This window comes from Stenotrophomonas sp. 22385 (assembly GCF_052045085.1).
Taxonomy (GTDB): domain Bacteria; phylum Pseudomonadota; class Gammaproteobacteria; order Xanthomonadales; family Xanthomonadaceae; genus Stenotrophomonas.
In genome coordinates, this window is record NZ_JBQEOG010000001.1 from 484,873 (window position 1) to 508,649 (window position 23,777).

Consider the following 23,777-nt stretch of genomic DNA (forward strand, 5'->3'; position numbering starts at 1 on the left):
CCTTGGGCATGGACCAGATTTCCGAACATGCCGCGCCGGCGCTTGAAGCAGCCGCGCGTGAGGTGCTTGAGCGCCAATCCTCGTTGCCGCTCCCTGGCCGGGGGCACACTCTGGAGCGTTGGCGTGCGTTGGCCGCCATCGCCGGACGCGACCTGTGCGTTGCCAAGGTGATGGAAGCACACTACGACGCACAGGCCATCCTGGCCGATCTGCATGCGCCCGCATTGGCCGAGGGCCTGCTGGCGGCGGTGTGGGCGGCCGAGGGACCGCAGGCGACGCTGCGGTTCGATGAAGAAACCAGCACCGTGAGTGGCGCCAAGCCTTGGTGCTCCGGCGCCGGCCTGGTCGATGTCGCCCTGGTCACCGCGCACTGTGGCCAGGGTTCGCGCCTGGTCTGTCTGCGCACCGATGCCCCCGGCATACTGCTGCAGCCGCAGAGCTGGCATGCGACCGGGATGGCAGGCATTCCCAGTGGGACGGTGCAGTTTGACCGCGTGCACGTCGAGGCCGTCGGCGCCAGGGGCGCCTACCTGGCCCGGCCGGGCTTCTGGCACGGCGGCGCCGGTATTGCAGCCTGCTGGTATGGCGCGGCGGTAGCGTTGGCGTCGCCCCTGCAGCGCTCACCGCGCGTGGACAACGATGCACAGACCGCTGCGTTGCTGGGCCAGGCCGACATGGCACTGGAGTCCTCGGCCGCACTCCTGCGCGAGCTGGCTGCCTGGATTGATGCGATGCCCGCCCAGCCTCATCAGTCCGACGTTATAAGGGTGCGCAGCGTTGTGGAGCGCAGCTGCATGCAGGTGCTGGACATCGTAGGCCGTGCGCTTGGGCCGGGGCCGATGTGCCTGGAGCCGGACCATGCCCGGCGCTGGGCCGATCTCACGGTGTTCATCCGGCAAAGCCATGCCGACCGCGACTGGGCCGCACTGGGTCGGGCCATCAAGGGTCAGGAGCAGCCATGGACGCTGTAGCCGTCCGGATCGAAGGACAGGGCACGCCGGAGTCGGCGTGGCAAGGCTGTGCGTGGTTGGAGGCATTGCCCTCGGTGGAAGCCGACACCGTTCTGCTGGGGGCGCGACGGCTCATCGTGGTGTCCCCCCATCCGGACGATGAGGTGCTCGGTTGTGGCGGCCTGATGCAGGCCGCCGCCGCCCAGGGCTGCGCGGTGCAGGTGATCTCGGTGACCGATGGCGAAGCCTGCTATCCCGACCATCCGCGCCTGACACCGGCACGCCTGCGTGACGCGCGTCGCCGCGAGCTGGCCGTGGCCCTGCAGGCCTTGGGCATGGACGCCACGCATGTGACCTCGCTGGGGCTGCCCGATGGCGCGGTGGCGCGCCACGAAACCGACCTGGCCGCACACCTCGGCGCACGCTTGTCGGCAGGGGATGTCGTGTTGGCACCTTGGATCCATGATGCGCATCCTGACCACGAAGCGGCAGGGCGCGCGGCGCGTGCCGCGGCAGCCAGTTGCGGTGCCAGGAGCCTGCAGTATCCGGTCTGGGCGTGGCACTGGCTGGATGCCCAGGCACCTGCCGGCCCTTGGACGTCCGCGCAGCGCATTGCCCTCTGCCCGGCGGCACGCGCCCGCAAGCGGGAGGCAATCGCGGCGTTCGCTACGCAGACCGGGGAAGGGGAGGCGCTCGGCTGCGAGCCGATCCTTCCCGAGCACGTGCTGGACCGGTTCCGGCGCTCTTTCGAGGTGCTGATCGGATGAACACCCGCGCCTACTTCGAGCAGATCTACCAACAGCCCGATCCCTTCCAGTACCGCAGCCGCTGGTACGAGGCGCGCAAGCGCGCGCTGACGCTGGCGTGCCTGCCCCGGCAGCGGTACCGCAACGCATGGGAACTGGGGTGTTCCAATGGCGTGCTGAGTGCGGAGCTGGCAACGCGCTGCGACGCGCTGCTGGCGACCGACCTCAGTGAGGCGGCCCTGCAGGACGCGGCCGGCTCGACCCGGCACCTGTCGAACGTCCGCCTGGAGCAGGCCCGCCATCCGGAACAATGGCCTGACGGGCGCTTTGACCTGATCGTGGTCAGCGAGGTCGGCTATTACCTGGCGCCGCAGGCCGTGGTGGCGATGGCGGAAAAACTGCGCGCCAGCCTTGCCGATGACGGCCTGCTGCTGGCGTGCCACTGGGTACATCCATTCGATGAGGCGCTCAGCTCAGCCCAGCAGGTGCACCGCGCGTTTGCCCGGGGCCTGGATGAGGCCTTCTGTTACCAGGACGCTGACCTGCTCATGCAGGCGTGGAGTCGCGAGCCGACCAGCGTTGCCCGCTGGGAAGGCCTGCGATGATCGGCGTGATCGTGCCCGCACACAATGAAGCGCATGCCATCGGTCGCTGCCTGGCGTCGATCGCCGTGGCTGCCGCACATCCCGGTCTGCGCTGCGAGCCGGTGCGGGTGGTGGTTGCGCTGGACGCATGCAGCGATGCCACGGCGGCGGTATGTGCCGAGCATGGGGCGCTCACCGTGGTGGTGGACGCCCAGTGCGTCGGTACTGCGCGGGCAGCGGCGGCCAGCCACGCATTGGCGCAGGGCGCGCGCTGGATCGCCAGTACCGACGCCGACACCGCCGTGCCACCGGACTGGCTGTGGCGGCAAAGTCGATGCGGCGCCGATGCGTTCTGCGGCGTGGTTGAAGTGGCCGACTGGCTCGACTATCCAGAAGGCGTGCGCAGGGCATTCTCCGAGCGGGAAATCGTGCAGGACGGACACCGGCACATCCACGGAGCCAATCTGGGGATGAGCGCAGCGGCTTACCTGGCGGTGGGCGGCTTCAAGGCCCTCCGCACGGGAGAAGACGTTGCACTGGTTGAAGCACTGGCCGGCAACGGCGCCCACATTGCCTGGCTGGCCCGGCCCGCCGTGGTGACAAGTGCCCGGCGCACGGCGCGTGCGCCGCACGGCTTCAGCGGCTTCCTTCGCGCGCTGGAACGGGAGGTGGTAAGCGCCGGGACCTCGCTGCTGCCCGCACGCATGGTGCCCGAATGATGGAGCAGCCCGCCGACCTGCTGGGTTGGGCCGCCACGGCCGTGTTGATCGCCACGCTGGCGCGGCAGATCTACAAGCAGCACCAGGCCGGGTCGGTGGAAGGCGTCTCCACCTGGTTGTTCGTCGGTCAGATCACGGCCTCGCTGCTGTTCATTGCTTACAGCGCGCTGCTCGGCTCTACGGTGTTCGTGGTGACCAACAGCCTGATCCTGATCACGGCAGTGGTCGGGCAGGTGCTCGCGATACGCCGGCGCAAGGTGTCGAAGCGGCCAGTCGGGCATGGGCAGTGAGCGGCAGGGTCCCCGGATTCTGAATAATTCAGGCATGTGCGCGCGACCTCCAGGTGTCAAGGGTTGCCGTCATGGTCCACGTAGCTGAATTCATTTAAGCTCAGTCTCATTCCAGGCCCCGGCGCGTCGCGTGCCGGGGCCTTCCCCCTTCCTACCCGGGATCTCCTCATGGCGGCCATGCAGCAGCGCACCATCGACCTTCTTCGTACCCGCCAGGACTTCGTGTTGGAGCAGTGGGTCGACCATCTGGCCGCTTCCGGCCAGAGCCAGGATGCCCGCCTCAGCGCGCGTGAGCTGGACGCACAGGTACGCGAATTCTGGCGCCTGTTCCAGGCGGCCCTGTCCCCTGCCGGCAATGGCGTCGCCGGCAGCGAGTGGCAGGAAACCCGCCAGTTCCTGGAACAGCTCTCGCGCGACCGCGTGCTCAAAGGCTTCAGTTCCTCGGAAACCGCCAGCTTTCTGTTCTCGCTCAAGCGCCCGCTGTTCGAGCTGGTCCAGCAGAACTTCGCCGACGATCCCAAGGCGGTCGGTGAACAGCTGTGGGCGATCTCCGAGCTGATCGACGGTCTTGGCCTGCACAGCGTCAACGTCTACCAGAAAACCCGCGAGGATGTGATCCAGCGCCAGCAGGAAGAAATGCTGGAACTGTCCACCCCGGTGGTGAAACTGTGGGAGGGCGTGCTGGCGCTGCCGATGATCGGCACGCTCGATTCGCAGCGCACCCAGGTGGTGATGGAATCGCTGCTGCAGCGGATCGTCGACACCGGTTCGGAAATCGCCATCATCGACATTACTGGCGTGCCCACCGTGGACACGCTGGTGGCCCAGCACCTGCTCAAGACCGTCACCGCCATCCGCCTGATGGGCGCCGACGCGATCATCAGCGGCGTCCGGCCGCAGATCGCACAGACGATCGTGCACCTGGGCCTGGACCTGCAGGGCATCGTCACCAAGGCCAACCTGGCCGATGCATTGGCACTGGCGCTCAAGCGCACCGGCCAGACGGTGACCAAGGCGGCCCGCTGAAATGGACCGCATTCCGATCCTGCAGATGGGCGATCTGCTGCTGGTGACCATCCAGGTCGACATGCATGACCAGCTCGCGCTGACCCTCCAGGATGACCTGACCGAACGGATCCAGAAGATCTCCGCGCGCGGCGTATTGATCGACATCTCGGCGCTGGACATCGTGGATTCGTTCATCGGCCGCATGATCTCCACCATTTCGTCGCTGGCGCGGATCATGGATGCCACCACGGTCGTGGTGGGCATGCAGCCCGCCGTGGCGATCACGCTGGTGGAGCTGGGTCTGACCCTGACCGGTGTACGCACCGCGCTGAATGTCGAACGTGGCATGGATCTGCTGCGCATGGACCTGATGCGGCAACCTGACGAAGAGGCGCCATGACGGCGGTCAGTGGATCCTTGCCGATCCGTGTCGAACAGGACGTCGTGCTGGCCCGCCAGGCCGCCCGCCAGGCGGCCGTGGCGTGCAGGATGCGGCTGATCGACCAGACCAAGCTGGTCACCGCGGCCAGCGAGCTGGCCCGCAACGCCGTGATCTACGGCGGGGGTGGCAGCATGGAGTGGGACGTGGTGGACAGCGGTCTGCGGCGTGGCCTGCGCCTGGTGTTCTCCGACAACGGGCCCGGTATTCCCGATATTGCCCAGGCGCTGACCGATGGCTGGACCTCCGGCAGCGGCATGGGCCTGGGCCTGTCCGGCTCGCGCCGGCTGGTGGACCAGTTCCAGCTTGAGAGCGAGCCCGGCAGGGGCACCCGGGTTTCCATCACAAAATGGATCTGAACTTCTCTGGCCGGGTGACACGGGTCGTGGTGGTGGAAGAGGTCACGCAGGTAGGGCAGGCCCGGCGCGAAGCGCTGGCCATGGCCGACGCCATCGGCTTCGATGAAGTGGATGCCGGCCGCGTGGCCCTGGCCGCCACCGAGCTGGCCACCAATGTGATCAAGCACGGACGCGGCGGGCGCATGTACCTGTCGGTGGTGTGCGGTCGCGGGGGGGAGGGTATCGAGCTGTGCACGCTCGATGCCGGGCCGGGCTTCTCGCTCGCGCAGTCGCTGCCTGACGGCTATTCCACCGGCGGCACCCAGGGCCTGGGGCTCGGCGCGATCCAGCGCCAGGCGACCGTCCTAGACGCCTGGTCCGACGACAAGGGCAGCGTGATGGTGGCGCGGATCTATGCCAGCCTGGCCGCCCGCAACGTGGACGTGCCCTATGGCGCGCTGCGCCTGGCCATGCACCATGAGGTGGCCTGCGGCGACGCCTGGCACCTGCATGCCGATGCCCAGGCGGTGGTCGTGACGTTGATCGACGGACTGGGGCACGGGCTGCCCGCGGCCGATGCCGCCCACGCCGGCGTATCGGCCGCGGCCGCGTGCGGCGTTGCTGCGCCGGCGGACGTGATCGCAGCGATGCACGCCGGCATGTCGGGAACCCGGGGCGGCGCAGTGGCGGTCGCCCGTGTGGAGGTCGCCAGCGGCGCGCTCCAGTTCGCCGGCATCGGCAACATCTCGGCAGGCCTCCACGAGGCGACCACGACGCGCGGCATGGCCTCGCATCCCGGTATCGTCGGGGTCCAGTTCCGCAAAGCGCAACCATTCCATTTTCACGCGACCGCAGGCACGCTTCTGCTCATGCACAGTGATGGATTGCAGGCCCGTTGGAGCCTGCGCGACTACCCCGGCCTGTTCCATCGCCACCCGGCCCTCATAGTGGCGGTGCTGCAGCGCGATTTCGATCGTGGCCGCGACGACACCGGCCTCATCGCCCTGCGGCTTGGAGACCTGCATTGAACGCGCTTTCGCCCGAACAGGAAATCGTCCGGCTCCGCGCGCAGGCCGACGCACTGCGCGCGGAGCTGGAAGAAACCAACCAGGGCGTACTGGCCCTGTACGCCGAACTGGACCAGCAGGCCGAGCAGCTGCGCGAGGTCTCCGAACTCAAGAGCCGGTTCCTGTCCTACATGAGCCACGAGTTCCGCACCCCGCTGGGCTCCATCCTGAGCATGACCCGGCTGCTGGAAGACGGCATGGACGGCCCGCTGACCGACGACCAGCGCCGCCAGGTGCGGTTCATCAGCGGCTCGGCGACCGAGTTGCGCGAAATGGTCGACGACCTGCTGGACCTGGCCAAGATCGAAGCAGGCCGGATCACCATCTCGCCGGCCTGGTTCGACCTGATGGACCTGTTTGCGGCGCTGCGCGGCATGTTCCGGCCACTGATTGAAGAAAACCGGGTGGACCTGGTGTTCGAAGATCCGCCGGCGTTGCCCCTGCTGTACACCGATGACAAGAAGCTGGCGCAGATCCTGCGCAACTTCATCTCCAACGCGCTGAAGTTCACGCCCAATGGCCAGGTGGTGGTATCGGCGACGCTGCTGGACGAGCACTCGGTGTGTTTCAGCGTGCGTGACACCGGCATCGGCATCCCGCAGGACCTGCTGCCTACGTTGTTCGAGGATTTCGTGCAGGTGGACACCCCGCTGCAGAAGCGTCTGCGCGGCACTGGGCTGGGTTTGTCGTTGTGCAAGCGCTTTGCCGAACTGCTGGGTGGCCAGGTCGGCGTGACCAGCGAACTGGGCGTCGGTTCGGAGTTCCATGTGAAGCTGCCGCTCAAACTGGCTGCCGCGGAGGCCGCCGATGCCGACGCGTGACCGGATCCTGATCGTCGATGACAACGCGGCCACCCGCTATTCGGTGCGCCGGGTGCTGGAACACCACGGGTTCCGCGTGGAGGAAGCCGGTACCGGCAGCGACGGCCTGGCGCAGCTGAACGCGCAGGATTTCGGCGCTCTGGTGCTGGACGTCAACCTGCCCGACATGAGCGGTTTCGACGTCGTTCGCCAGTTGCGCGAAGACCCGCGCATGCAGCTGCTGCCGGTCGTGCATGTGTCGGCCGCCTCGATCGCCACGGGGGACCTCATCACCGGCCTCAACGCCGGCGCTGACGCCTACCTGGTGCATCCGGTGGATCCGGACGTGCTGCTGGCTACCCTGCGCAGCCTGCTGCGTGCGCGCCGCGCTGAAGATGCCCTGCGCGAGGCCGAAGCGCGCTTTGGGGAGATTTTCCGCCAGGTCAACGCGCCGATCGGCGTGCTGGATGCGCACCTGCAGGTGCATGAAGCCAACGACGCCTTCAAGCGGCTGCTCGGTGGCAATCTGGAGCCTGGACGCATCGAGGCATTGCTGGGCCACCAGTTCGGGCCGATGAGCGCGCTGAAGGTGGCGGTGGGTGAAGGCGAGCGCTGGCAGGGCACCTTTGCACTGCAGGTGCAGGGCAGCCGGCGCGTGACCGAATGGCGGGTGACGCCCTACAGTGCGCCCGGCCTGGGCCTGGTGCTGGTCGAAGACATCACCGAGCGGCACGTGCGCGAACTGGAGCAGCGCCAGGAACTGGAAAGCGCCAACAGCGAGCTGGCGTTCCAGATCGCCGAGCGCGAGCGCACGGAAATGGAGCTGATGCAGGCCCAGAAGATGGATTCGCTGGGCCAGCTGACCGGCGGCATCGCGCACGATTTCAACAATCTGCTGACCACCATCATCTCCGGCCTGGACATGATCGAGATGGCGGCCAGCAGCGGCAAGTGGGACAAGGCCAGCCGCTATGTGGACATTGCCACCGCCTCGGCGCACCGCGCGGCCGCACTGACCCAGCGCATGCTGGCGTTTGCCCGCAAGCAGCCGCTGGACCCGCAGACGTTCGACGTGGTGGCCCGGGTGCGATCGCTGGAAGACATGCTGCGGCGCTCGATTGGGGAGAATATCGAACTGGAACTGGAGCTGGGCACCGAACCGCTGATGGCCATGGCCGATCCCAACCAGTTCGAGAACGTCATGCTCAACCTGGTCATCAACGCGCGCGATGCGCTGGCCGGCCAGGGCCTGATCCGTATCCGCGCAGGCCGTGCGACGGTCGAACGCGATCACGAGCTGTCGCCGGGCAGTTACATCAGCGTCAAGGTGATCGACAACGGCACCGGCATTCCGCTGGACCTGATCAACAAGGTGTTCGAGCCATTCTTCACCACCAAGCCGCAGGGCGAAGGTACCGGCCTGGGTCTGTCGATGACCTATGGGTTCGCACGTCAGTCGGGCGGCAGCGCCCGTATTGCCAGCGAGCAGGGTGAAGGTGCCGAGATCGAACTGCTGTTGCCCGAGGGCCAGCAACAGGTCGAGCTGCAGGCCGAATCAGCAGCGGAGATGCATGTTCAGCGGGGACATGCCGAACGCATCCTGCTGGTGGACGACACCGATTCGGTACGGATGATGGTGCGCGAAATGCTGGTCGAGGTCGGCTACCAGGTCGTGGAGGCCACCAACTCGCAGCAGGCATTGCTGGAACTGCATTCGACCCGTGCCGTGGACCTGTTGCTGTCCGACGTCGGCCTGCCCGGCATGAACGGTCGCGACCTGGCCGATGCGGCGCGCGCGCTGCGCCCGGCCCTGCCGGTGCTGTTCATCACCGGCTATACGGAAAGTGCGGCGGTACGCAACGAGTTCCTGGGCGAGGGCATGTCGTTGCTGCCCAAGCCGTTCAGCGTGCACGAGCTGCTGCACAGCGTTGGCACGATGTTCCGCACGCATCAGTAACCGCCTACCGGTTGGGTCTCGAACCGCTCGCCGAAGCCGGTGATGTGCGGGCGTGCCCGGGCAATGGCCTGCTGTACGCCCGGCAGGGCCAGCGAGGCGTGGTGGAGCTCAATGCTGTCCCAGACCTCCGTGATCCAGATCGCGTCGGCATTGGCCGGATCCTTGGCCACCACGTAGCTGCGGCACCCGGGCATGGCCTGGGTGCCCTCCAGCAGGATCGCGATGACCGCGTCGCGCTCGCCGGGAGCAATGTTCATCCTGCCGATCAATCCGTACATGGGCGTGTGCCTGAGAGAAGGACCGGTCAGGGTGCGCCGCGCTACCTGGCGTCGTCAATGCGCTACCGCCCTCACTGAACAGGGTCAGGATCCCGCGCTCAACATCTCCAGCACAGCGCCGTTACCAGCGTATGACCCGGATCCGGCGTGCGTTGCACCCTGCCGGCCGGTCCGCAATGGACTGCGTGACGTAGTAGCGGCGCCCACCGGCGCGCGCTGTTCTGTACTCCTGCCTGGAACACTTCATGTCCGCGTCCCGCTCGTCCGCTTCCAAGCGCCCCGGCAGCATCGCCAACCGGCTGATGCTGGGTACCGCGCTGATCGCCATGCTCTGCTTTGGCGTGACCGCCGCCCTCAGTTATCGCGAAGCCAGCCAGGCGCTGCTCGAATCCTCGCGGCGGACGATGCAAAGCCAGGCCGAGGCCGAATCGAACCGGGTCGGCGCAGATCTGGCCATCGCATTTGCCACCAGCCAGGCACTGGCTGACAGCCTGGTCGTGCAGCACCGCGCTGCCACCCTGTCGCGTGCGACCGCCGCACAGGTGCTGCAACAGCAGCTGCAGGCTCACCCGGAATGGGTGGGCCTGGGCACGTTGTGGGAACCGCAGGCCTTTGATGGCAGGGACGCCGACTTCGTCGGCGCCGAGGCCCACGACGCCACCGGGCGCTTCATGAGCTATTGGGCCTGGCAGGATGGCGCGCCGGTGCAGGATGCACTCAAGGGTTATGACGTCCCCGGCGAAGGCGACTGGTACCTGCGCCCGCGTGAACTCAAGCGGCAGGCCGTCAGCGAACCGTACCGTTACGAGATCGGCGGCAGGCAGGTACTGATGACCACGCTGTCGACCCCGGTGCTCGACAACGGCCAGTTCCTGGGCGCGGTCACCGTGGACTTCGGCCTGGCCGCGCTCCAGGAGCGCCTGGCGGCGCTGCGCCCGATGGGGCAGGGCCACGTTGAACTGATTTCACCCGGCGGCATCGTGCTGGCCGCGCAGGATGCCAGGCAGATCGGCCAGCGCCGCGACGATCCCGTCACTGCCCAGGTCCTTGCAGCCGTGGCCCGCGACCAGCGCTTCGAGGCGTTCACGCCCGATGCCGCGGGCAACGTGAAGGCGTACGTGCCGCTGCGCATCGGTGCCAGTGAAGAACGCTTCGCGCTGGGCGTGATCGTGCCGTACGCATTGATCACCGAACAGGCGCGGTCGCTGCTGTGGATCATCCTTGGCGTTGGCCTGGGCGCCGCGCTGGTGCTCAGCGCCAGCGTGTACGTGCTGCTGCGCCGGCAGGCGATCCGCCCGCTCGCCGACGCCGTGCGGCTCTCGGCCGAGGTCGCCGAAGGCCGCCTGGACACTCCGCTGCCGCCGCCACGCGACGACGAAGTAGGCCGCCTGCTCGACGCCATGCAGCGCATGCGAGGCCAGCTGCGCGCCGTGATGGCCGCCCAGGCCGAGATGGCGCAGCGCCATTCGGCAGGCGAACTCGGTTTCCGGATGGATGCGCAGGCCTTCCCGGGCGAGTACGGGCGCATGGTCGAAGACACCAACCAGCTGGTGGGCGCCAACATCGCCGTCACCCGTCGACTGGTCGAGGTGATGCAGAGGTATGCAGTGGGTGACCTGTCGCAGGACATGGACCGCCTGCCCGGCGAGCAGGCCGTGTTCACCGACGCCATGGATACCACCAAGGCCAACCTGCGCGCGATCAACACCCAGATCCGCGACCTGGCGGGGGCCGCCGCGCGCGGCGATTTCAGCCAGCGCGGCGATGGCCTGCGCTTCGACCATGACTTCCGCGCCATGGTCGAAAACCTCAATACGATGATGCAGGTCAGTGACGACAACCTGCAGCAGATCTCTGCGCTGCTGCGCGCGATCGCCGCCGGCGACCTCACCGCGCGCATGCATGGCCAGTTCCACGGCGTGTTCGCACAGATGCGCGACGATGCCGATACCACCGTGACCCAGCTGACCGACATCGTCGGCCGTATCCAGCAGGCCACAGACAGCATCAACCTGGCGGCTGGCGAGATCGCTTCGGGCAACAGCGACCTGTCGCGCCGCACCGAACAGCAGGCCGCCAGCCTCGAGGAGACCGCCGCGTCGATGGAGGAACTGACGTCCACCGTGCGCCAGAACGCCGACCACGCCGTGCAGGCCAACCAACTGGCGGCCGGTGCGGCCAACGTAGCCGAACAGGGCGGGAAGGTGGTAGGCCAGGTAGTGACCACCATGGCCGGGATAGAGGCCGCGTCAAAGCGTATTGCCGAGATCATCTCGGTGATTGATGGAATTGCCTTCCAGACCAACATCCTGGCGCTCAACGCCGCCGTGGAAGCGGCGCGTGCCGGCGAGCAGGGTCGTGGTTTTGCGGTGGTGGCCTCGGAAGTCCGCGCGCTGGCCCAGCGCTCGGCCGGGGCGGCCAAGGAGATCAAGCACCTGATCGACGATTCGGTGGAGCAGGTCGCCGAAGGCGCGGCGCTGGTGCATACGGCCGGGCGTACGATGGAAGAGATCGTGACCGGCGTGCGTCGGGTCAATGACATCATGGCTGAGATTTCCGCCGCCTCGAAGGAACAATCCGCCGGCATCGAGCAGGTCAACCAGACCATCACCCAGATGGACGAAACCACCCAGCAGAATGCGGCGTTGGTGGAAGAAGCGACTGCCGCGGCGCGTGCGATGGAAGAGCAGGCCCAGCAGCTGGGCACCGCCGTGGCGATCTTCCGCACGGCGACGGGTGCCCCGGCGGCAGCCCCCGCAGCACCGCGCAGGGTCGTCGGGCAGACGCGGGGGGCGGTGCGTGCTGGAGCGCCAGCCGTCGAGGCCGAACCGGAAATTTCCTGAGCAACGAAAAAGCCCGGTCATGGACCGGGCTTTTCAGGCATGCGAGCTGCGTGGCTTACCAGCGCATGCCCTGGAAGGGGTTCCAGCTGGTGTCGCCCTTCACCTTTTCCAGGTAGTAGTTGTAATTGGTGGTGAGCGCGATGAACAGCGTCCACGCAATCGCGATGCCACGGCCGATCGGGTCGGGCAGGAATGCCAGTACCACGCCGAGCACCAGGGTCAGTCCCAGGATGGTCAGGGCCTTGCGCCACATCCCTAGAATGAAGAGATAGATGCAGCCGAAGAACAGGGCGAAGAAGTTGAAGTTCACCTTGAGCTTCTGTCCGAACGGCAGCGCCTTGTAAGCGGCCTTGAAAGCCGGCGAGTTCGGCGCTCCATAGGTGTTGAAGAAGTCGAACCGGAACTGCCACTTCGGGCTGAACGATGAAGCGATGTTGGAATCCATATCCACTTTCTGAGGTTGAAAACGGTTACATGATAGTCGGTGACTATCAAACGGCGCCAGTTTTCGGACCTGGTGCGGTGCTGACCCGGCGCTGCCTGGGCGGCGTCACACATTCGTCCACGAATTCATATAGGGTTCGCATTCCCCGCGGCATGGGAGCCGTGCGGAGCATTGGAAAGGATCGAGAACCAGAACATGTCGAGTGTAGTGATGTCCCCTGAGCGCCCTGAAGCCGGCCCGCGGATCCTGCCGTGTCCGGTTGCCACCCAGGCCCAGCATCTGCTTGCACAGCTGCAGTTTTCCCACGTCGGCTCCCGTGCCCTGGCGCACATGCCGGTGGAGAGCGATGTCGCCGTGGAAACCACCCCGGTCTGAGCGGTCGCCCGGCAGGGCGCACACCGCCAGCTGATCGACATCGTTGCCGTCCTGCCTGGCCTGGCGGCGGCTTGCCTGCGCAGATCCGGACCCGGTGCGTCTGTCGCCGACCGACCCGCGCTGGAAGCGCCGGCGTCCACCCACGACGGGATTTACTGAATCCTGAATAGGGCAAGCCTTGCAGCGCAAGGCTTGCGCCGGTTTGTGGCACGCTGCTGCGGCTGGGGCAGTCCGGGGTTTGCTGAATGGGGAGAAATGCCCAAACGCCCCTTCGCGCCCGGCTTACATTTGGCCCCCTATGCTGAGCCGCATTTTTCGCCTCAGTGCCGTTGGAGAGTTCGTGGGTTCCGGTAGTCACAGACATCAGCAGGGCGCCGGCCATGGCCACGCCGCTGCACGGCACAGCAGCAGTACCCGGTGCAACCGCACGCAGGGTAGCCACGCATGAGTGTGCAGGCCGTCAACGCCGTGATGGATGCCGGTCGCTCGGTGCTGCCCGCTGAAACCCCGATGGGGATGCCCGAACAGACGTTCACCCAGGGCCGCCTGCGCACCCCGCGCCAGCGCACCGCGCCGCGGATGATCGCGCTGCGACGCTTCTATATCTTTGGCGGCACAGCGGCAATGACCGCGGCCGCCACCCACATGATGTGGAAGGTGCTGGCCACCAACGGCATCACGGTGCTGGAAGGCTGCCTGCTGGTGCTGTTCGTGGCGTTGTTTGCCTGGATCGCGCTGTCTTTCGCGGGCGCGCTGGCCGGGTTCCTGACCGCGGTGTTCGACCGGGGCTACAAACTGGGCATCGACCCGGACCAGCCGCTGCCGCAGGTGCACACCCGCACCGCACTGCTGATGCCCACCTACAACGAAGATCCGCGGCGGCTGCTGGCCGGCCTGCAGGCCATCTACGAATCGGTGGCCAGTACCGGTCAACTGGAGCAGTTCGATTTCTTCGTGCTCAGCGATACCCGCCGCGAGGACATTGGCGCGGCCGAGGAGCAGGCGTTCGCCGAGCTGTGCGATGCGGTAGGCGGGCATGAGCGCCTTTTCTACCGGCGCCGGGGCGACAACAGCGGGCGAAAGGCCGGCAACATCGCCGACTGGGTGCGCCGCTTTGGCGGCGGCTACCCGCAGATGTTGATCCTGGATGCCGACAGCCTGATGACCGGCGATACCATCGTGCGCCTGGTGGCCGGGATGGAGCACAATCCAGACGTGGGCCTGATCCAGACCCTGCCGGCGGTGATCGGCGGGCGCACGCTGTTCGCGCGCATGCAGCAGTTTGGCGGACGTGTGTACGGCCCGGTGATCGGGCGCGGCGTGGCATGGTGGCACGGCGCGGAGAGCAATTATTGGGGCCACAATGCGGTGATCCGTACCGAGGCCTTCGCCGAGAACGCAGGGCTGCCGCCGCTGCCAGGCCGGCAGCCGTTCGGCGGCCATGTGCTGAGCCACGATTTCGTCGAAGCGGCGTTGATGCGCCGCGGCGGTTGGGCAACCCACATGGTGCCCTACCTCAAGGGCAGCTATGAGGAAGGTCCACCCACGTTGACCGACATGCTGGTGCGCGACCGCCGCTGGTGCCAGGGCAACCTGCAGCACGCCAAGGTGGTGGGTTCGCGGGGCCTGCACTGGGTCAGCCGCACGCACATGATGATCGGCATCGGCCATTACTTCACGGCGCCGATGTGGGCGATGCTGATGCTCATCGGCATTGCCATCCCGCTGTTCCAGGGTGGCATCGACTTCAGCGAAGTGCTGCATCTGTCGCCGGGTGTGTACTGGCGACAGCAGGATGAAACCCAGGTGATCCGCATGTTCGCCATCACCATGGCGGTGCTGCTGCTGCCCAAGGTGCTGGGTTACATCGCGATGTTGATCGACCCCGCCGAGCGCCGCGGCTGTGGCGGTGGCATCCGCGCATTCGTGTCGATGCTGCTGGAAACGGTGCTGGCCGCGCTGATGGCGCCAGTGGTGATGTACGTGCAGTCACGCGGCGTGGCCGAAGTGCTGGCGGGCAAGGATTCGGGCTGGGATGCACAGCAGCGCGACGACGGTGGCATTTCCTGGCCGGCGCTGATCAAAGGTTACGGCGGCCTGAGCGTGTTCGGGTTGTTCATGGGCGCGCTGGCCTATGCGGTATCGCCGGCCCTTGCGGCGTGGATGGCGCCGGTGGTGGTGGGCATGGTGCTGGCCATTCCGGTGGTTGCGTTGACCTCCGGACGCCGCGCCGGCGACCTGCTGCACCGCCTGCGCCTGATGGAAATCCCCGAAGAAACCACGCCGCCGATCATCCTGCAGCGCGCCGCCGAACTGCGCCGCGCCGCCGCCCAGCGCGCCGCGCCCTGACATCTGGCCCCATAATGCGGCCAGAACGTACTGGAGCCGCACGATGTCGCACGCGTTGGAAACCGTAGTCAACGAAACCGCCGCCAACCCGCAATGGGCCGTGCTCTGGCTGCACGGGCTGGGCGCGGACGGGCATGATTTCGCCCCGATCGTGCCGGAGCTGCTGCGTCCGCACTGGCCGGCGATCCGCTTCGTGTTTCCGCACGCCCCGGTCCAGCCGATCACGATCAACAACGGCGTGCCCATGCGCGCCTGGTATGACATCGTCAGCATGGACTTCCGATCCCGCGCCGACGCCGCCGGCGTGGACGCCTCGGTGCGTGCGCTGGATGCCCTGATCGACGCCGAAGTCGCGCGCGGTATTGCCGTCGAGCGCATCCTGCTTGCCGGCTTCTCACAGGGCGGGGCGATCATCCTCAGCGCTGCATTGCGTTCGACCCGGCCCCTTGCCGGTCTGATCGCGCTGTCCACCTACCTGCCGGACCCGCAGGCGGCGGTGGACGCGGCGGTGCCCAACGGTGCGCGGCCACCGGTGTTCATGGCCCATGGCGCGCAGGATCCGGTGATCCCCCAGGCGATCGCGGCCGACACCGCCCAGCGACTCACGGCCGCCGGCTTCCCGCTGCAGTGGCATTCCTATTCCATGGCCCACCAGGTCTGCGCCGAAGAACTGCAGGCGCTGGGCGACTGGCTGGACGAGCGCTTCGCCACGGCCTGAGCCATGAACGACCCCCGCCAGCAGCTGTGGTTGCCCGAGCTGTGCCGCCTGCCGCGGCTGGGCGCAATGCTCGGTCTGGCCGAGCTGGTGGTGGTCGTGGTGGCACTGGCACCCGATGGCAGCCGCCAATGGAGCGTGTCCGACTTCCTGGCGGCCAGCGGCCTGGCCCTGTGGCTGGCGCTGGCGGTCACCGTAAGCCTGTGCGCGGCACGCGCGACCTTGTCGACGTTGCCCGAAGCGCTGGGTTCGGCCGTGGCAGTGGGGATGACCGCGATGATCGCGGCGGTGTGCACGGGCATCGTGCATGCCCTGTATGCGGCGCTGGGTACACAGAACTTTGCAGGGGACGTGGGGTTCTGGCGCTTTACCCTGGGCTGCGCCACCGTCACCGCGCTGATCGTGGCGCTGGCCTTGCGTTACTTCTACGTAAGCGACCGCTGGAGCGCGCAGACCGTGGCCAACGCGCGCGCGCAGGCCGACGCACTGCAGGCGCGGATCCGCCCGCATTTCCTGTTCAACAGCATGAACCTCATCGCCAGCCTGGTGCGGCGCGATCCGGAGGTGGCCGAGCGCGCCGTGCTCGATCTGTCTGACCTGTTCCGTGCTGCATTGGGTGCGGGCGAGGGAGACTCCACCCTGCAAGCCGAGTGCGAGCTGGCAGAAGCCTATCTGTCGATCGAATCGCTGCGGCTGGGGGAGCGCCTGCAGGTGGAATGGCACCGCGCAGAGACCTTGCCATGGACCCTGCCGATGCCCCGCCTGGTGCTGCAGCCGCTGGTGGAGAACGCGGTGCTGCACGGCATCTCGCGGCTGCCCGGGGGCGGCACCATCGTCATCGCGCTGTCCTGCGAAGGCGCGCAACTGCACATCCGCATCCAGAACCCTGCGCCCGATCCGGATGCGCGTGCGCTGCCGTTGATGCAGGGCGCCGGGCATGCGCAGCGCAACATCGCGCACCGGCTGGCGTGGCGCTTCGGTCCGGGCGCACGGATGACGGGAGCATGGAACGACGGCTACTATGCCTGCGACATCTTCGTCCCTGTTCCGTGAGGAAGCCTGCTTGAGAGTTGTCATCGCCGACGACGAGCCGCTCGCCCGCGAGCGTCTGCGCAGCCTGCTGGCCGAACAGGCAGGGGTCGAGGTGGTGGCCGAAGCAGAGAATGGCGAGCAGGCGCTGCATGCCTGCGCCGAGCTGCAGCCGGATCTGGTGCTGCTGGATATCGCCATGCCCGGCCTGGATGGCCTCGAGGCTGCGCGCCACCTGGCCACGTTCGACCCGCGCCCGGCGGTGGTGTTCTGCACTGCTTACGATGCACACGCGCTGTCGGCGTTCGAGGCGGCGGCCATCGATTACCTGATGAAGCCGGTGCGCAGCGAGCGGCTGGTCGCCGCGCTGGAGCGTGCACGGACCTTCCTGGCGGGCCGCAATGGGCAGCCCAGCGTACCCAGCCAGCAGGCGCGCACGCTGTTGTGCGCGCGCCTGCGCGGCAGCCTGCGGCTGATCCCGATCGATGACATCCACTACCTGCAGGCCGAGGAAAAGTACGTGGTGGTGCACCATGCGCGCGGTGAGGACCTGATCGAGGAATCGCTGAAATCGCTGGAAGAAGAATTTGCCAGCCGTTTCGTGCGCATCCACCGCAACTGTCTGGTGGCCCGCCACGAACTGGTCGAGCTGCGACGAAACGCCGCAGGCCAGGTCCAGGCCGTGCTGCGCCATGGCAAGGCCCCGCTGGAAGTCAGCCGGCGCTGCGTGGCCAGCCTGAAACAGGATTTGAAGCACCTGTGAAGCGGTCACGGCGCACCAGTAGGTAGCGTCCGTTGGTCGATATGCCTCCCGCCGGCGATAATGGGCGCATGACCACCCTGCGCATCGCCACCCGAAAGAGCCCGCTTGCCCTCTGGCAGAGCGAACATGTCGCTGACTGCCTGCGCCGGGCCCATCCGGGCCTGGACGTGGTGCTGGTACCGATGAGCACCCGGGGCGACGAAGTGCTGGACCGCTCGCTGGCTGCGATCGGCGGCAAGGGTCTGTTCCTGAAGGAGCTGGAACTGGCCATGCTGCGCGGCGATGCGGATTGCGCGGTGCACTCGCTCAAGGACGTGCCGATGGAGCTGGACGCGCCGTTCGCGTTGCCGGCAATGCTGACCCGGCACGATCCGGCCGACGGCTTCATTTCCAACCTGTACGCCTCGGTGGACGCGCTGCCGATCGGTGCGCGGGTTGGCACCTCCTCGCTGCGCCGCCAGGCCCAGCTGCGCGCGCTGCGTCCGGACCTGGAACTGCTGGACCTGCGCGGCAACGTCAACACGCGCCTGGCCAAGCTCGACAACGGCGGTTACGACGCTATCGTGCTGGCCGTGGCCGGCCTGGAACGACTGGGGCTGGGCGGGCGCATCGTGGCGCGGCTGCGGGCACCGGAGTGGTTGCCGGCGCCGGCGCAGGGCGCGGTCACGGTGGAATGCAACGGTGGCGATGCGCGGGTGATGGCGCTGTTCGCCCCGCTCGACGATGCACGCACGCGTGCCTGCGTGGAAGCCGAGCGCGCCATGAACCGTGCGTTGCACGGAAGCTGCCACGTCCCGGTCGCCGGCTACGCGCAGTGGGAAGGTGAAAACCTGTTCCTGCAGGGCCTGGTGGGTGGCGTGGCGGATGGCCGCCTGATCCGCGCCGAAGCGCGCGGCCCGGGCAATGACCCGGATGCGCTCGGAAAGGCCGTGGCCCTGGGCCTGCTGGAGGGCGGCGCCGGCGAATTGCTCGCCGTTTGAGGCGTGCCGACCAACGGTCGACACCTACCGCGGGCGTCACCGGTGGGTACCGACCGTTGGTCGGTACCCACCGCGGGGATCATTTGAATTTGTAAACCACGTTCATCGTGGTCAGGGTATCGGTCTTGCGCTTGTCTTCGGCTACGTCGCTGTTGTAGCGCGCCTGCCAGGCCGCCTTCAGCGCCAGGTGCTCGTTCATGCTCACCGACACGCCCAGATCATTCTGGCCGAAGGTGTTGTACGAACCCGACTCCACCAGCAGGGTGTTGACCAGGTCGGTATTGGGAGTCAGCGAATACTTCACGTCGAACAGCCCGCGGCCGATCAGGCCGGTACGGGTTTCGTCGTCTTCGGTGTTGTGCGTGCGGCGCACACCGGGGCCGATCTGCGCATCCATGTAGAAGCGGTCACCTTCCACCAGCCGGGTGCCGTAACCCAGGCCGAATGAGCTCTGGCGGTCGTAGGTGGCGAAGTCGTCGCGCTCGTAGCGCACCGTGGCAGTGATCTGGCGGTGCTCACCCAGCTGCAGCGCGCTGCCGGCGCTGCCGGTGTAGCGGTTTGCGGTGGTGTTGCTGCGCTTGGTGACCGTGCCGTCGTCGGCGGTTTCGGTGTATTCCGAACGCGAGCGCAGGCCGAACAGGTCCATGCTGTGCACCCAGTCGTCATCGGTGTAGCGCAGGCGCAGGCGGCCGTTGGCGCTTTCGGTGTTGCTGTTGCCCCGTGCGGAGGCAAAGCCGAGTTCACCGCCACTGCCGCTCCAGGGCGAGGTCATCGCGGCCAGGTCGGTGGTGTCCTGGGCAAAGGCGGCCGGGGCACTGAGCAGCAGGGAAGCAAGCAACGTCACGCGCAGGGACATCAACGGTTCTCCGGATCAACAGGGGGGAGGAGCAACACGTGATGATACTTGATGCCTTCACGCCGTTTTTCCTTTTCCGGCCCGTGCTTTAGGAGGGGTTTGGACTTGTCGCCTGTTCAGGGCACCGCGATCTGCAACGTCGGGTCGTCAAAACGGCTGTAATCCACCGTGACCTTGAAGGGCTTGCCCTGGGTCTGCCCCTGGCGTTCGATCCGCACCGGAAGGCCGGCAGCGTTGATCCAGTACAACATGCCGTCAGGTGCGGCGCTGGCATGGCGCACGCGGTAGCGGCGGGCGGGCTGCCCATCCACGCGTTCCTCTCCCAGTGCCTCCACCTGCAGGTCGGCGGCGGTGGCATCGGCCGGCAGCGGGCTTCGCCATTGCGCCAGCAGGCCCGGAGGCACCGGTACCTGGCGGACTTCGCCGGCGCGCTGCAGGAAGAATGTGTCGCCGATGATGGTCTGCACGCCCTCGTCGGTCTGCAGCCGGTACCGGTCCGGTGCCACGAATTCCATGCGGGCGTCCAGCGTACGCGGCCCCTGCATGTGCAGGTTGGCGTGGAAGCTGCGCAGCTGCCCGAAGCGCTGGCTGGCGGCCAGCACCGCCTGCGCGGGATCGCTGGCCACCGGTACCGGCGGCGTGGCGGCTGCAGGCGCGGCGGGCACAGGTGCCTGCCCGCAGGCAGACAGCAGCAGGGACAGGAAGGCAACGGCAGGCAGGCGCATGGCGGGCGTCGGGCGGACAGGGGGCCCCACGATAGCCGAAGTTCGGATCCGGGCCGCCACAACGACGGCGACTCGGACATAATCGGGTCATGGACCGATATGAACGCATCAACGCCCTGCATCGTCTGCTGAAGTCCGCCCGCTATCCGGTCACGGTGGCGACTCTGCAGGAAAAACTGGCATGTTCGCGCGCCACCGTCTATCGCGACCTGGCCTTCCTGCGCGATGCGCTGATGGCGCCGGTGGAGGGCGATGGCGAGGCCGGCTTCCGCTACCAGGACAACGAGAGCGAGCGCTTCGAGCTGCCCGGGCTGTGGCTCAGCTCGGAAGAGCTGCACGCCCTGCTGGCCTCGCAGCACCTGCTGGCGCGCACCGGCGGCGGTGTTCTTTCGTCGGTGCTGGCACCGCTGCAGCAGCGCATCGAAGGGTTGCTGGCCGCGCAGGCCGGCGTGTCGACCTGGCCGGTGGACCGGGTGCGCGTCATCCCGCACCGCGGCCGCAAGTTCGACGAGGCGAGCTTCCGCGCCGTGGCATCGGCGGTGCTGGAGCGCAAGCAGCTGGCCTTCGAGTACCGGGCCCGTTCCACCGACGAGGCGACCAAGCGCACCGTGTCGCCGCAGCGCATGACCCACTATCGCGACAACTGGTACCTGGACGCCTGGGATCATGGCCGCGAAGGGCTGCGCAGCTTTGCCGTGGACCGCATCTACAAGGCCCGGGTGGTCGACACGGTGGCGCGCGACGTGGACGACACCGAGCTGGACGAGCAGCTGGGCGCCAGCTACGGCATCTTCTCCGGCCCGCCCAAGGGCTGGGCGACCATCGTTTTCAGTGCCAAGGCCGCGCGCTGGGTGGCCGACGAGCATTGGCATTCCAAACAGCAGGGCCGGTTCCTGGCCGACGGCCGCTATGAGCTCAAGGTGCCCTACAGCGTCTCGCGCGAGCTGCTGATGGACGTGCTGCACTACGGTTCGGATGCGGAGATCATCGAGCCGACCGTGCTGCGCGAGCAGGCCAAGGCGCTGCTGATGATGGCGCTGAGCAATTACGAATAACGTTCATGCCTCCCGGTCATATGGCCGGGATACCCGGCTGGCCGGGGCTTGGGGTATGGTTGGCTGCTACGCAGCCCCCCGGATTCCGTCCCCATGAAAAAGATCCTGTTGCTCCCGTTGCTGGCCGCCACGCTGGCCTTGGCCGCCTGCGGCAAGCCTGCCGCCGATTCCAGCAGACTGGTGGTCGCGGCCACAGCGGTGCCGCACGCCGAGATCCTGGGAGTGGTCAAGCCGATCCTGCAGAAGGAAGGCCTGGAGCTGGACGTGAAGGTCTTCAACGACTACGTGCAGCCCAACGACCAGCTGGTGCAGAAGCAGGTGGACGTGAACTACTTCCAGACCGAGCCCTACCTGGACGCCTACAACCGCGACCGCAAGACCGACCTGACCAAGGTCATCGGCGTGCACATCGAACCGTTCGGCGCCTATTCGCGCCGCTTCAAGTCGCTGGCCGATCTGCCGGTGGGTGCCGACGTGGTGATTCCCAACGACCCGAGCAACAACAGCCGCGCGCTGATCCTGCTGCACAAGGCCGGCGTGATCACGCTCAAGGACCCGAGCAACGCACTGGCCACCCAGCGCGACATCATCGCCAACCCGAAGCAGCTCACCTTCCGTGAACTGGACTCGGCCATGTTGCCGCGCGTGCTCGACCAGGTGGACCTCGCCCTGATCAACACCAACTATGCGCTGGACGCGGGCCTCAACCCGACCGAGGACGCGCTCGCGATTGAAAGCAAGGATTCGCCGTACGTGAACTTCCTGGTCGCTCGCCCGGACAACAAGGACGATCCGCGCGTGCAGCAGCTGGCCAAGGCGCTGACCAGCCCCGAGGTGAAGGCCTTCATTGCCGAAAAATACAAGGGCGCAGTGCTGCCGGCGTTCTGATCGGGCGCGAGCCGACCAACGGTCGGCTCCTGCCCGGGGGTGGACCGACCGGCGGCCGGTCCGCCGGTCAACCTACCCGGAACCCCATCGTCGCTTCCACCGCCTGGACCCATCCGGCGTACAACGCCTCGCGTTCGGCCGCCGCCATCTGCGGCACGAACCGGCGATCCAGCGCCCACTGCTCGGCGATCTCCGCGCGGCTGCTCCAGAACCCGGTCGCCAGGCCGGCCAGGCAGGCCGCTCCCAGCGCGGTGGTTTCGGCCACCTTCGGGCGCAGCACCGGCACGCCCAGCAGGTCGCTCTGGAACTGTGCCATGAAGTCATTGGCGATCGCGCCCCCGTCGGCGCGCAGTTCCTTCAGTTCAATGCCTGCATCGCCCTGCATCGCGGCCAGCACGTCGCGGGTCTGGTAGGCCATTGATTCCACCGCCGCGCGGATGAAGTGTTCCTTGGTGGTGCCCCGGCTCAGGCCGAACACCGCCCCGCGCACATCACTGCGCCAATACGGCGCGCCGAGGCCAACGAAGGCCGGCACCATGTAGACCCCGCCGTTGTCGGCCGCGCGTTCGGCATAGGCCTGGCAGTCGCTGGACTTGCCGAACATGCGCAGCCCGTCGCGGAGCCATTGCACGACGGAGCCGGCCACGAAGATGGACCCTTCCAGTGCGTATTCCACCTGGCCGTCGATGCCCCAGGCCAGCGTGGTGAGCAGCCCATTGCGGGAGGCCACCGCACGCGCACCGGTATGCATCAGCATGAAACAACCGGTGCCATAGGTGTTCTTGACCATGCCCGGTTCGAAGCACGCCTGGCCGAACAGCGCGGCCTGCTGGTCGCCGGCGATGCCGGCGATCGGAATGTGCTGGTCGAAGAAGAACTGCGCGCGGGTGGTGCCATACACTTCGCTGGAGCTGCGTACCTCCGGCAGCATCGCGCGCGGGATGTCCAGCAGGGCCAGGAGTGCGTCATCCCAGGCTAGGGTGTGGATGTTGAACAGCAGCGTTCGGGACGCATTGCTGTAGTCGGTGACGTGCACCGTGCCGCCGGTAAGGTTCCACACCAGCCAGCTGTCGATGGTGCCGAACAGCAGCTCACCGCGTTCGGCACGGGCCTGCGCGCCGTCGACATGATCGAGGATCCAGCGGATCTTGGTCGCCGAAAAATACGCATCCACCAGCAGGCCGGTGCGCTCACGGATCAGGGGTTCGTGGCCGCCCGCCTTGAGGCGCTCGCAGATATCGTTGCTCTGTCTGGACTGCCAGACGATCGCGTTGTGGATGGGCTGGCCGGTAGCCTTGTCCCACACCACGGTTGTTTCGCGCTGGTTGGTGATGCCGATCGCAGCGATCTGGCGTGGATCGACCTGCTCGCGGTTGAGCAGCTCGGTCAGGGTGGTATAGACACTGGTCAGGATCTCGCGCGGATCGTGTTCCACCCAGCCAGGCTGTGGAAACACCTGGGTGAACTCGCGCTGCGCCACCCCGGCCATCCGGCCGGCGCGGTCGAACAGCATCGCCCGCGAGCTGGTGGTGCCCTGGTCGATGGCGATTACGTAGCGTTTGTCCATACGGGATCCCC

General features: G+C 67.2%; 25 protein-coding genes. 20 read left to right on the plus strand and 5 right to left on the minus strand.

The window, feature by feature from the left end:
• Positions 1-8: 8 nt before the first annotated feature.
• From ACTJI4_RS02050 to ACTJI4_RS02100, 11 genes are all read left to right on the plus strand, one after another.
• Positions 9-971: an acyl-CoA dehydrogenase gene (locus ACTJI4_RS02050; protein ID WP_392918600.1), complete on the plus strand. Its 963-nt coding sequence runs from the start codon at positions 9-11 to the stop codon at positions 969-971.
• The gene (locus ACTJI4_RS02055; RefSeq protein WP_440868377.1) at positions 959-1,717 is read left to right on the plus strand and encodes a PIG-L deacetylase family protein; all 759 of its coding nucleotides are present in this window, start codon (positions 959-961) and stop codon (positions 1,715-1,717) included. The genes ACTJI4_RS02050 and ACTJI4_RS02055 overlap by 13 nt, the downstream gene beginning before the upstream one ends.
• On the plus strand, positions 1,714-2,301 hold the full coding sequence (locus ACTJI4_RS02060) for a class I SAM-dependent DNA methyltransferase (RefSeq protein ID WP_392918593.1): 588 nt from the start codon (positions 1,714-1,716) through the stop codon (positions 2,299-2,301). Before ACTJI4_RS02055 ends, ACTJI4_RS02060 begins: the two co-directional genes overlap by 4 nt.
• The gene (locus ACTJI4_RS02065) at positions 2,298-2,999 is read left to right on the plus strand and encodes a glycosyltransferase (protein ID WP_440868378.1); all 702 of its coding nucleotides are present in this window, start codon (positions 2,298-2,300) and stop codon (positions 2,997-2,999) included. Before ACTJI4_RS02060 ends, ACTJI4_RS02065 begins: the two co-directional genes overlap by 4 nt.
• Positions 2,999-3,289, plus strand: a complete 291-nt coding sequence (locus ACTJI4_RS02070) for a PQ-loop repeat-containing protein (protein WP_392918894.1) — start codon at positions 2,999-3,001, stop codon at positions 3,287-3,289. Before ACTJI4_RS02065 ends, ACTJI4_RS02070 begins: the two co-directional genes overlap by 1 nt.
• 168 nt (positions 3,290-3,457) lie before the next feature.
• Positions 3,458-4,315: an STAS domain-containing protein gene (locus ACTJI4_RS02075; protein ID WP_392918587.1), complete on the plus strand. Its 858-nt coding sequence runs from the start codon at positions 3,458-3,460 to the stop codon at positions 4,313-4,315.
• A gap of 1 nt (position 4,316) precedes the next feature.
• Positions 4,317-4,697: an STAS domain-containing protein gene (locus tag ACTJI4_RS02080; protein WP_392918585.1), complete on the plus strand. Its 381-nt coding sequence runs from the start codon at positions 4,317-4,319 to the stop codon at positions 4,695-4,697.
• The gene (locus ACTJI4_RS02085) at positions 4,694-5,095 is read left to right on the plus strand and encodes an ATP-binding protein (RefSeq protein ID WP_392918582.1); all 402 of its coding nucleotides are present in this window, start codon (positions 4,694-4,696) and stop codon (positions 5,093-5,095) included. The genes ACTJI4_RS02080 and ACTJI4_RS02085 overlap by 4 nt, the downstream gene beginning before the upstream one ends.
• A complete protein-coding gene (locus tag ACTJI4_RS02090) occupies positions 5,086-6,102 on the plus strand; it encodes an ATP-binding protein (RefSeq protein ID WP_440868379.1) in 1,017 nt (338 codons plus the stop codon). Before ACTJI4_RS02085 ends, ACTJI4_RS02090 begins: the two co-directional genes overlap by 10 nt.
• Positions 6,099-6,962, plus strand: coding sequence for a sensor histidine kinase (locus ACTJI4_RS02095; RefSeq protein WP_440868380.1), 864 nt, complete (start codon positions 6,099-6,101; stop codon positions 6,960-6,962). The genes ACTJI4_RS02090 and ACTJI4_RS02095 overlap by 4 nt, the downstream gene beginning before the upstream one ends.
• Positions 6,949-8,898 (plus strand): response regulator, encoded by a 1,950-nt coding sequence (locus ACTJI4_RS02100; RefSeq protein WP_440868381.1) that lies wholly within the window; start codon positions 6,949-6,951, stop codon positions 8,896-8,898. Before ACTJI4_RS02095 ends, ACTJI4_RS02100 begins: the two co-directional genes overlap by 14 nt.
• Here ACTJI4_RS02100 and ACTJI4_RS02105 read toward each other — a convergent pair.
• Positions 8,892-9,176 carry a putative quinol monooxygenase gene (locus tag ACTJI4_RS02105; RefSeq protein WP_392918571.1) on the minus strand — a complete coding sequence of 95 codons (285 nt, stop codon included), beginning with the start codon at positions 9,174-9,176 and terminating at the stop codon, positions 8,892-8,894. The two genes, ACTJI4_RS02100 and ACTJI4_RS02105, sit on opposite strands and share 7 nt — an antisense overlap.
• Positions 9,177-9,421: 245 nt before the next feature.
• Between ACTJI4_RS02105 and ACTJI4_RS02110 the strand changes: the two genes are divergently transcribed.
• Positions 9,422-12,019 carry a methyl-accepting chemotaxis protein gene (locus ACTJI4_RS02110; protein ID WP_440868382.1) on the plus strand — a complete coding sequence of 866 codons (2,598 nt, stop codon included), beginning with the start codon at positions 9,422-9,424 and terminating at the stop codon, positions 12,017-12,019.
• A 55-nt stretch (positions 12,020-12,074) separates the two neighbouring features.
• On the opposite strand, the gene ACTJI4_RS02115 is transcribed toward ACTJI4_RS02110, so the two are convergent.
• Positions 12,075-12,464, minus strand: coding sequence for a DUF2628 domain-containing protein (locus ACTJI4_RS02115; protein ID WP_392918565.1), 390 nt, complete (start codon positions 12,462-12,464; stop codon positions 12,075-12,077).
• Positions 12,465-12,659: 195 nt separating this feature from the next.
• On the opposite strand from ACTJI4_RS02115, the gene ACTJI4_RS02120 reads away from it, so the two are divergent.
• From ACTJI4_RS02120 to hemC, 6 genes are all read left to right on the plus strand, one after another.
• The gene (locus tag ACTJI4_RS02120) at positions 12,660-12,839 is read left to right on the plus strand and encodes a hypothetical protein (protein WP_392918562.1); all 180 of its coding nucleotides are present in this window, start codon (positions 12,660-12,662) and stop codon (positions 12,837-12,839) included.
• Between the two features lie 444 nt (positions 12,840-13,283).
• Positions 13,284-15,188 (plus strand): glucans biosynthesis glucosyltransferase MdoH, encoded by a 1,905-nt coding sequence (gene mdoH / locus ACTJI4_RS02125; RefSeq protein WP_440868383.1) that lies wholly within the window; start codon positions 13,284-13,286, stop codon positions 15,186-15,188.
• Positions 15,189-15,231: 43 nt separating this feature from the next.
• Positions 15,232-15,906 (plus strand): alpha/beta hydrolase, encoded by a 675-nt coding sequence (locus tag ACTJI4_RS02130; RefSeq protein WP_392918557.1) that lies wholly within the window; start codon positions 15,232-15,234, stop codon positions 15,904-15,906.
• A gap of 3 nt (positions 15,907-15,909) precedes the next feature.
• On the plus strand, positions 15,910-16,956 hold the full coding sequence (locus ACTJI4_RS02135; protein WP_392918555.1) for a sensor histidine kinase: 1,047 nt from the start codon (positions 15,910-15,912) through the stop codon (positions 16,954-16,956).
• Between the two features lie 10 nt (positions 16,957-16,966).
• Positions 16,967-17,695, plus strand: coding sequence for a LytR/AlgR family response regulator transcription factor (locus ACTJI4_RS02140; RefSeq protein ID WP_392918552.1), 729 nt, complete (start codon positions 16,967-16,969; stop codon positions 17,693-17,695).
• A gap of 68 nt (positions 17,696-17,763) precedes the next feature.
• Positions 17,764-18,675 (plus strand): hydroxymethylbilane synthase, encoded by a 912-nt coding sequence (gene hemC, locus ACTJI4_RS02145; RefSeq protein WP_440868384.1) that lies wholly within the window; start codon positions 17,764-17,766, stop codon positions 18,673-18,675.
• A 79-nt stretch (positions 18,676-18,754) separates the two neighbouring features.
• Here the strand turns inward: hemC and ACTJI4_RS02150 are convergent, their stop codons facing one another.
• Together ACTJI4_RS02150 and ACTJI4_RS02155 are read right to left on the minus strand one after the other, a co-directional pair.
• Complete coding sequence (locus ACTJI4_RS02150; protein WP_392918546.1) at positions 18,755-19,531, minus strand: DUF481 domain-containing protein; 777 nt, start codon at positions 19,529-19,531, stop codon at positions 18,755-18,757.
• A gap of 116 nt (positions 19,532-19,647) precedes the next feature.
• Positions 19,648-20,256 (minus strand): LolA family protein, encoded by a 609-nt coding sequence (locus tag ACTJI4_RS02155; protein ID WP_440868385.1) that lies wholly within the window; start codon positions 20,254-20,256, stop codon positions 19,648-19,650.
• Between the two features lie 89 nt (positions 20,257-20,345).
• Between ACTJI4_RS02155 and ACTJI4_RS02160 the strand changes: the two genes are divergently transcribed.
• Both ACTJI4_RS02160 and ACTJI4_RS02165 read left to right on the plus strand, forming a co-directional pair.
• Entirely contained in the window at positions 20,346-21,311 is a 966-nt protein-coding gene (locus tag ACTJI4_RS02160; protein ID WP_440868386.1) for a helix-turn-helix transcriptional regulator, read from the plus strand.
• A 93-nt stretch (positions 21,312-21,404) separates the two neighbouring features.
• On the plus strand, positions 21,405-22,199 hold the full coding sequence (locus ACTJI4_RS02165) for a MetQ/NlpA family ABC transporter substrate-binding protein (protein WP_440868387.1): 795 nt from the start codon (positions 21,405-21,407) through the stop codon (positions 22,197-22,199).
• 67 nt (positions 22,200-22,266) lie between these two features.
• On the opposite strand, the gene glpK is transcribed toward ACTJI4_RS02165, so the two are convergent.
• Positions 22,267-23,766, minus strand: coding sequence for a glycerol kinase GlpK (gene glpK, locus ACTJI4_RS02170; RefSeq protein ID WP_440868388.1), 1,500 nt, complete (start codon positions 23,764-23,766; stop codon positions 22,267-22,269).
• Positions 23,767-23,777: the final 11 nt, after the last annotated feature.

Bases quoted from the DNA above. Each gene is read 5' to 3' on its own strand.
- ACTJI4_RS02110 (WP_440868382.1), top strand. From the start codon at position 9,422: ATGTCCGCGTCCCGCTCGTCCGCTTCCAAGCGCCCCGGCAGCATCGCC.
- mdoH (WP_440868383.1), top strand. From the start codon at position 13,284: ATGAGTGTGCAGGCCGTCAACGCCGTGATGGATGCCGGTCGCTCGGTG.
- ACTJI4_RS02050 (WP_392918600.1), top strand. From the start codon at position 9: ATGGACCAGATTTCCGAACATGCCGCGCCGGCGCTTGAAGCAGCCGCG.
- ACTJI4_RS02135 (WP_392918555.1), top strand. From the start codon at position 15,910: ATGAACGACCCCCGCCAGCAGCTGTGGTTGCCCGAGCTGTGCCGCCTG.
- ACTJI4_RS02075 (WP_392918587.1), top strand. From the start codon at position 3,458: ATGGCGGCCATGCAGCAGCGCACCATCGACCTTCTTCGTACCCGCCAG.
- ACTJI4_RS02060 (WP_392918593.1), top strand. From the start codon at position 1,714: ATGAACACCCGCGCCTACTTCGAGCAGATCTACCAACAGCCCGATCCC.
- ACTJI4_RS02130 (WP_392918557.1), top strand. From the start codon at position 15,232: ATGTCGCACGCGTTGGAAACCGTAGTCAACGAAACCGCCGCCAACCCG.
- ACTJI4_RS02070 (WP_392918894.1), top strand. From the start codon at position 2,999: ATGGAGCAGCCCGCCGACCTGCTGGGTTGGGCCGCCACGGCCGTGTTG.
- ACTJI4_RS02150 (WP_392918546.1), bottom strand. From the start codon at position 19,531: ATGTCCCTGCGCGTGACGTTGCTTGCTTCCCTGCTGCTCAGTGCCCCG.
- ACTJI4_RS02080 (WP_392918585.1), top strand. From the start codon at position 4,317: ATGGACCGCATTCCGATCCTGCAGATGGGCGATCTGCTGCTGGTGACC.
- ACTJI4_RS02105 (WP_392918571.1), bottom strand. From the start codon at position 9,176: ATGTACGGATTGATCGGCAGGATGAACATTGCTCCCGGCGAGCGCGAC.
- ACTJI4_RS02120 (WP_392918562.1), top strand. From the start codon at position 12,660: ATGTCGAGTGTAGTGATGTCCCCTGAGCGCCCTGAAGCCGGCCCGCGG.
- ACTJI4_RS02090 (WP_440868379.1), top strand. From the start codon at position 5,086: ATGGATCTGAACTTCTCTGGCCGGGTGACACGGGTCGTGGTGGTGGAA.
- ACTJI4_RS02155 (WP_440868385.1), bottom strand. From the start codon at position 20,256: ATGCGCCTGCCTGCCGTTGCCTTCCTGTCCCTGCTGCTGTCTGCCTGC.
- ACTJI4_RS02115 (WP_392918565.1), bottom strand. From the start codon at position 12,464: ATGGATTCCAACATCGCTTCATCGTTCAGCCCGAAGTGGCAGTTCCGG.
- ACTJI4_RS02100 (WP_440868381.1), top strand. From the start codon at position 6,949: ATGCCGACGCGTGACCGGATCCTGATCGTCGATGACAACGCGGCCACC.
- ACTJI4_RS02065 (WP_440868378.1), top strand. From the start codon at position 2,298: ATGATCGGCGTGATCGTGCCCGCACACAATGAAGCGCATGCCATCGGT.
- ACTJI4_RS02165 (WP_440868387.1), top strand. From the start codon at position 21,405: ATGAAAAAGATCCTGTTGCTCCCGTTGCTGGCCGCCACGCTGGCCTTG.
- hemC (WP_440868384.1), top strand. From the start codon at position 17,764: ATGACCACCCTGCGCATCGCCACCCGAAAGAGCCCGCTTGCCCTCTGG.
- ACTJI4_RS02160 (WP_440868386.1), top strand. From the start codon at position 20,346: ATGGACCGATATGAACGCATCAACGCCCTGCATCGTCTGCTGAAGTCC.
- ACTJI4_RS02085 (WP_392918582.1), top strand. From the start codon at position 4,694: ATGACGGCGGTCAGTGGATCCTTGCCGATCCGTGTCGAACAGGACGTC.
- glpK (WP_440868388.1), bottom strand. From the start codon at position 23,766: ATGGACAAACGCTACGTAATCGCCATCGACCAGGGCACCACCAGCTCG.
- ACTJI4_RS02055 (WP_440868377.1), top strand. From the start codon at position 959: ATGGACGCTGTAGCCGTCCGGATCGAAGGACAGGGCACGCCGGAGTCG.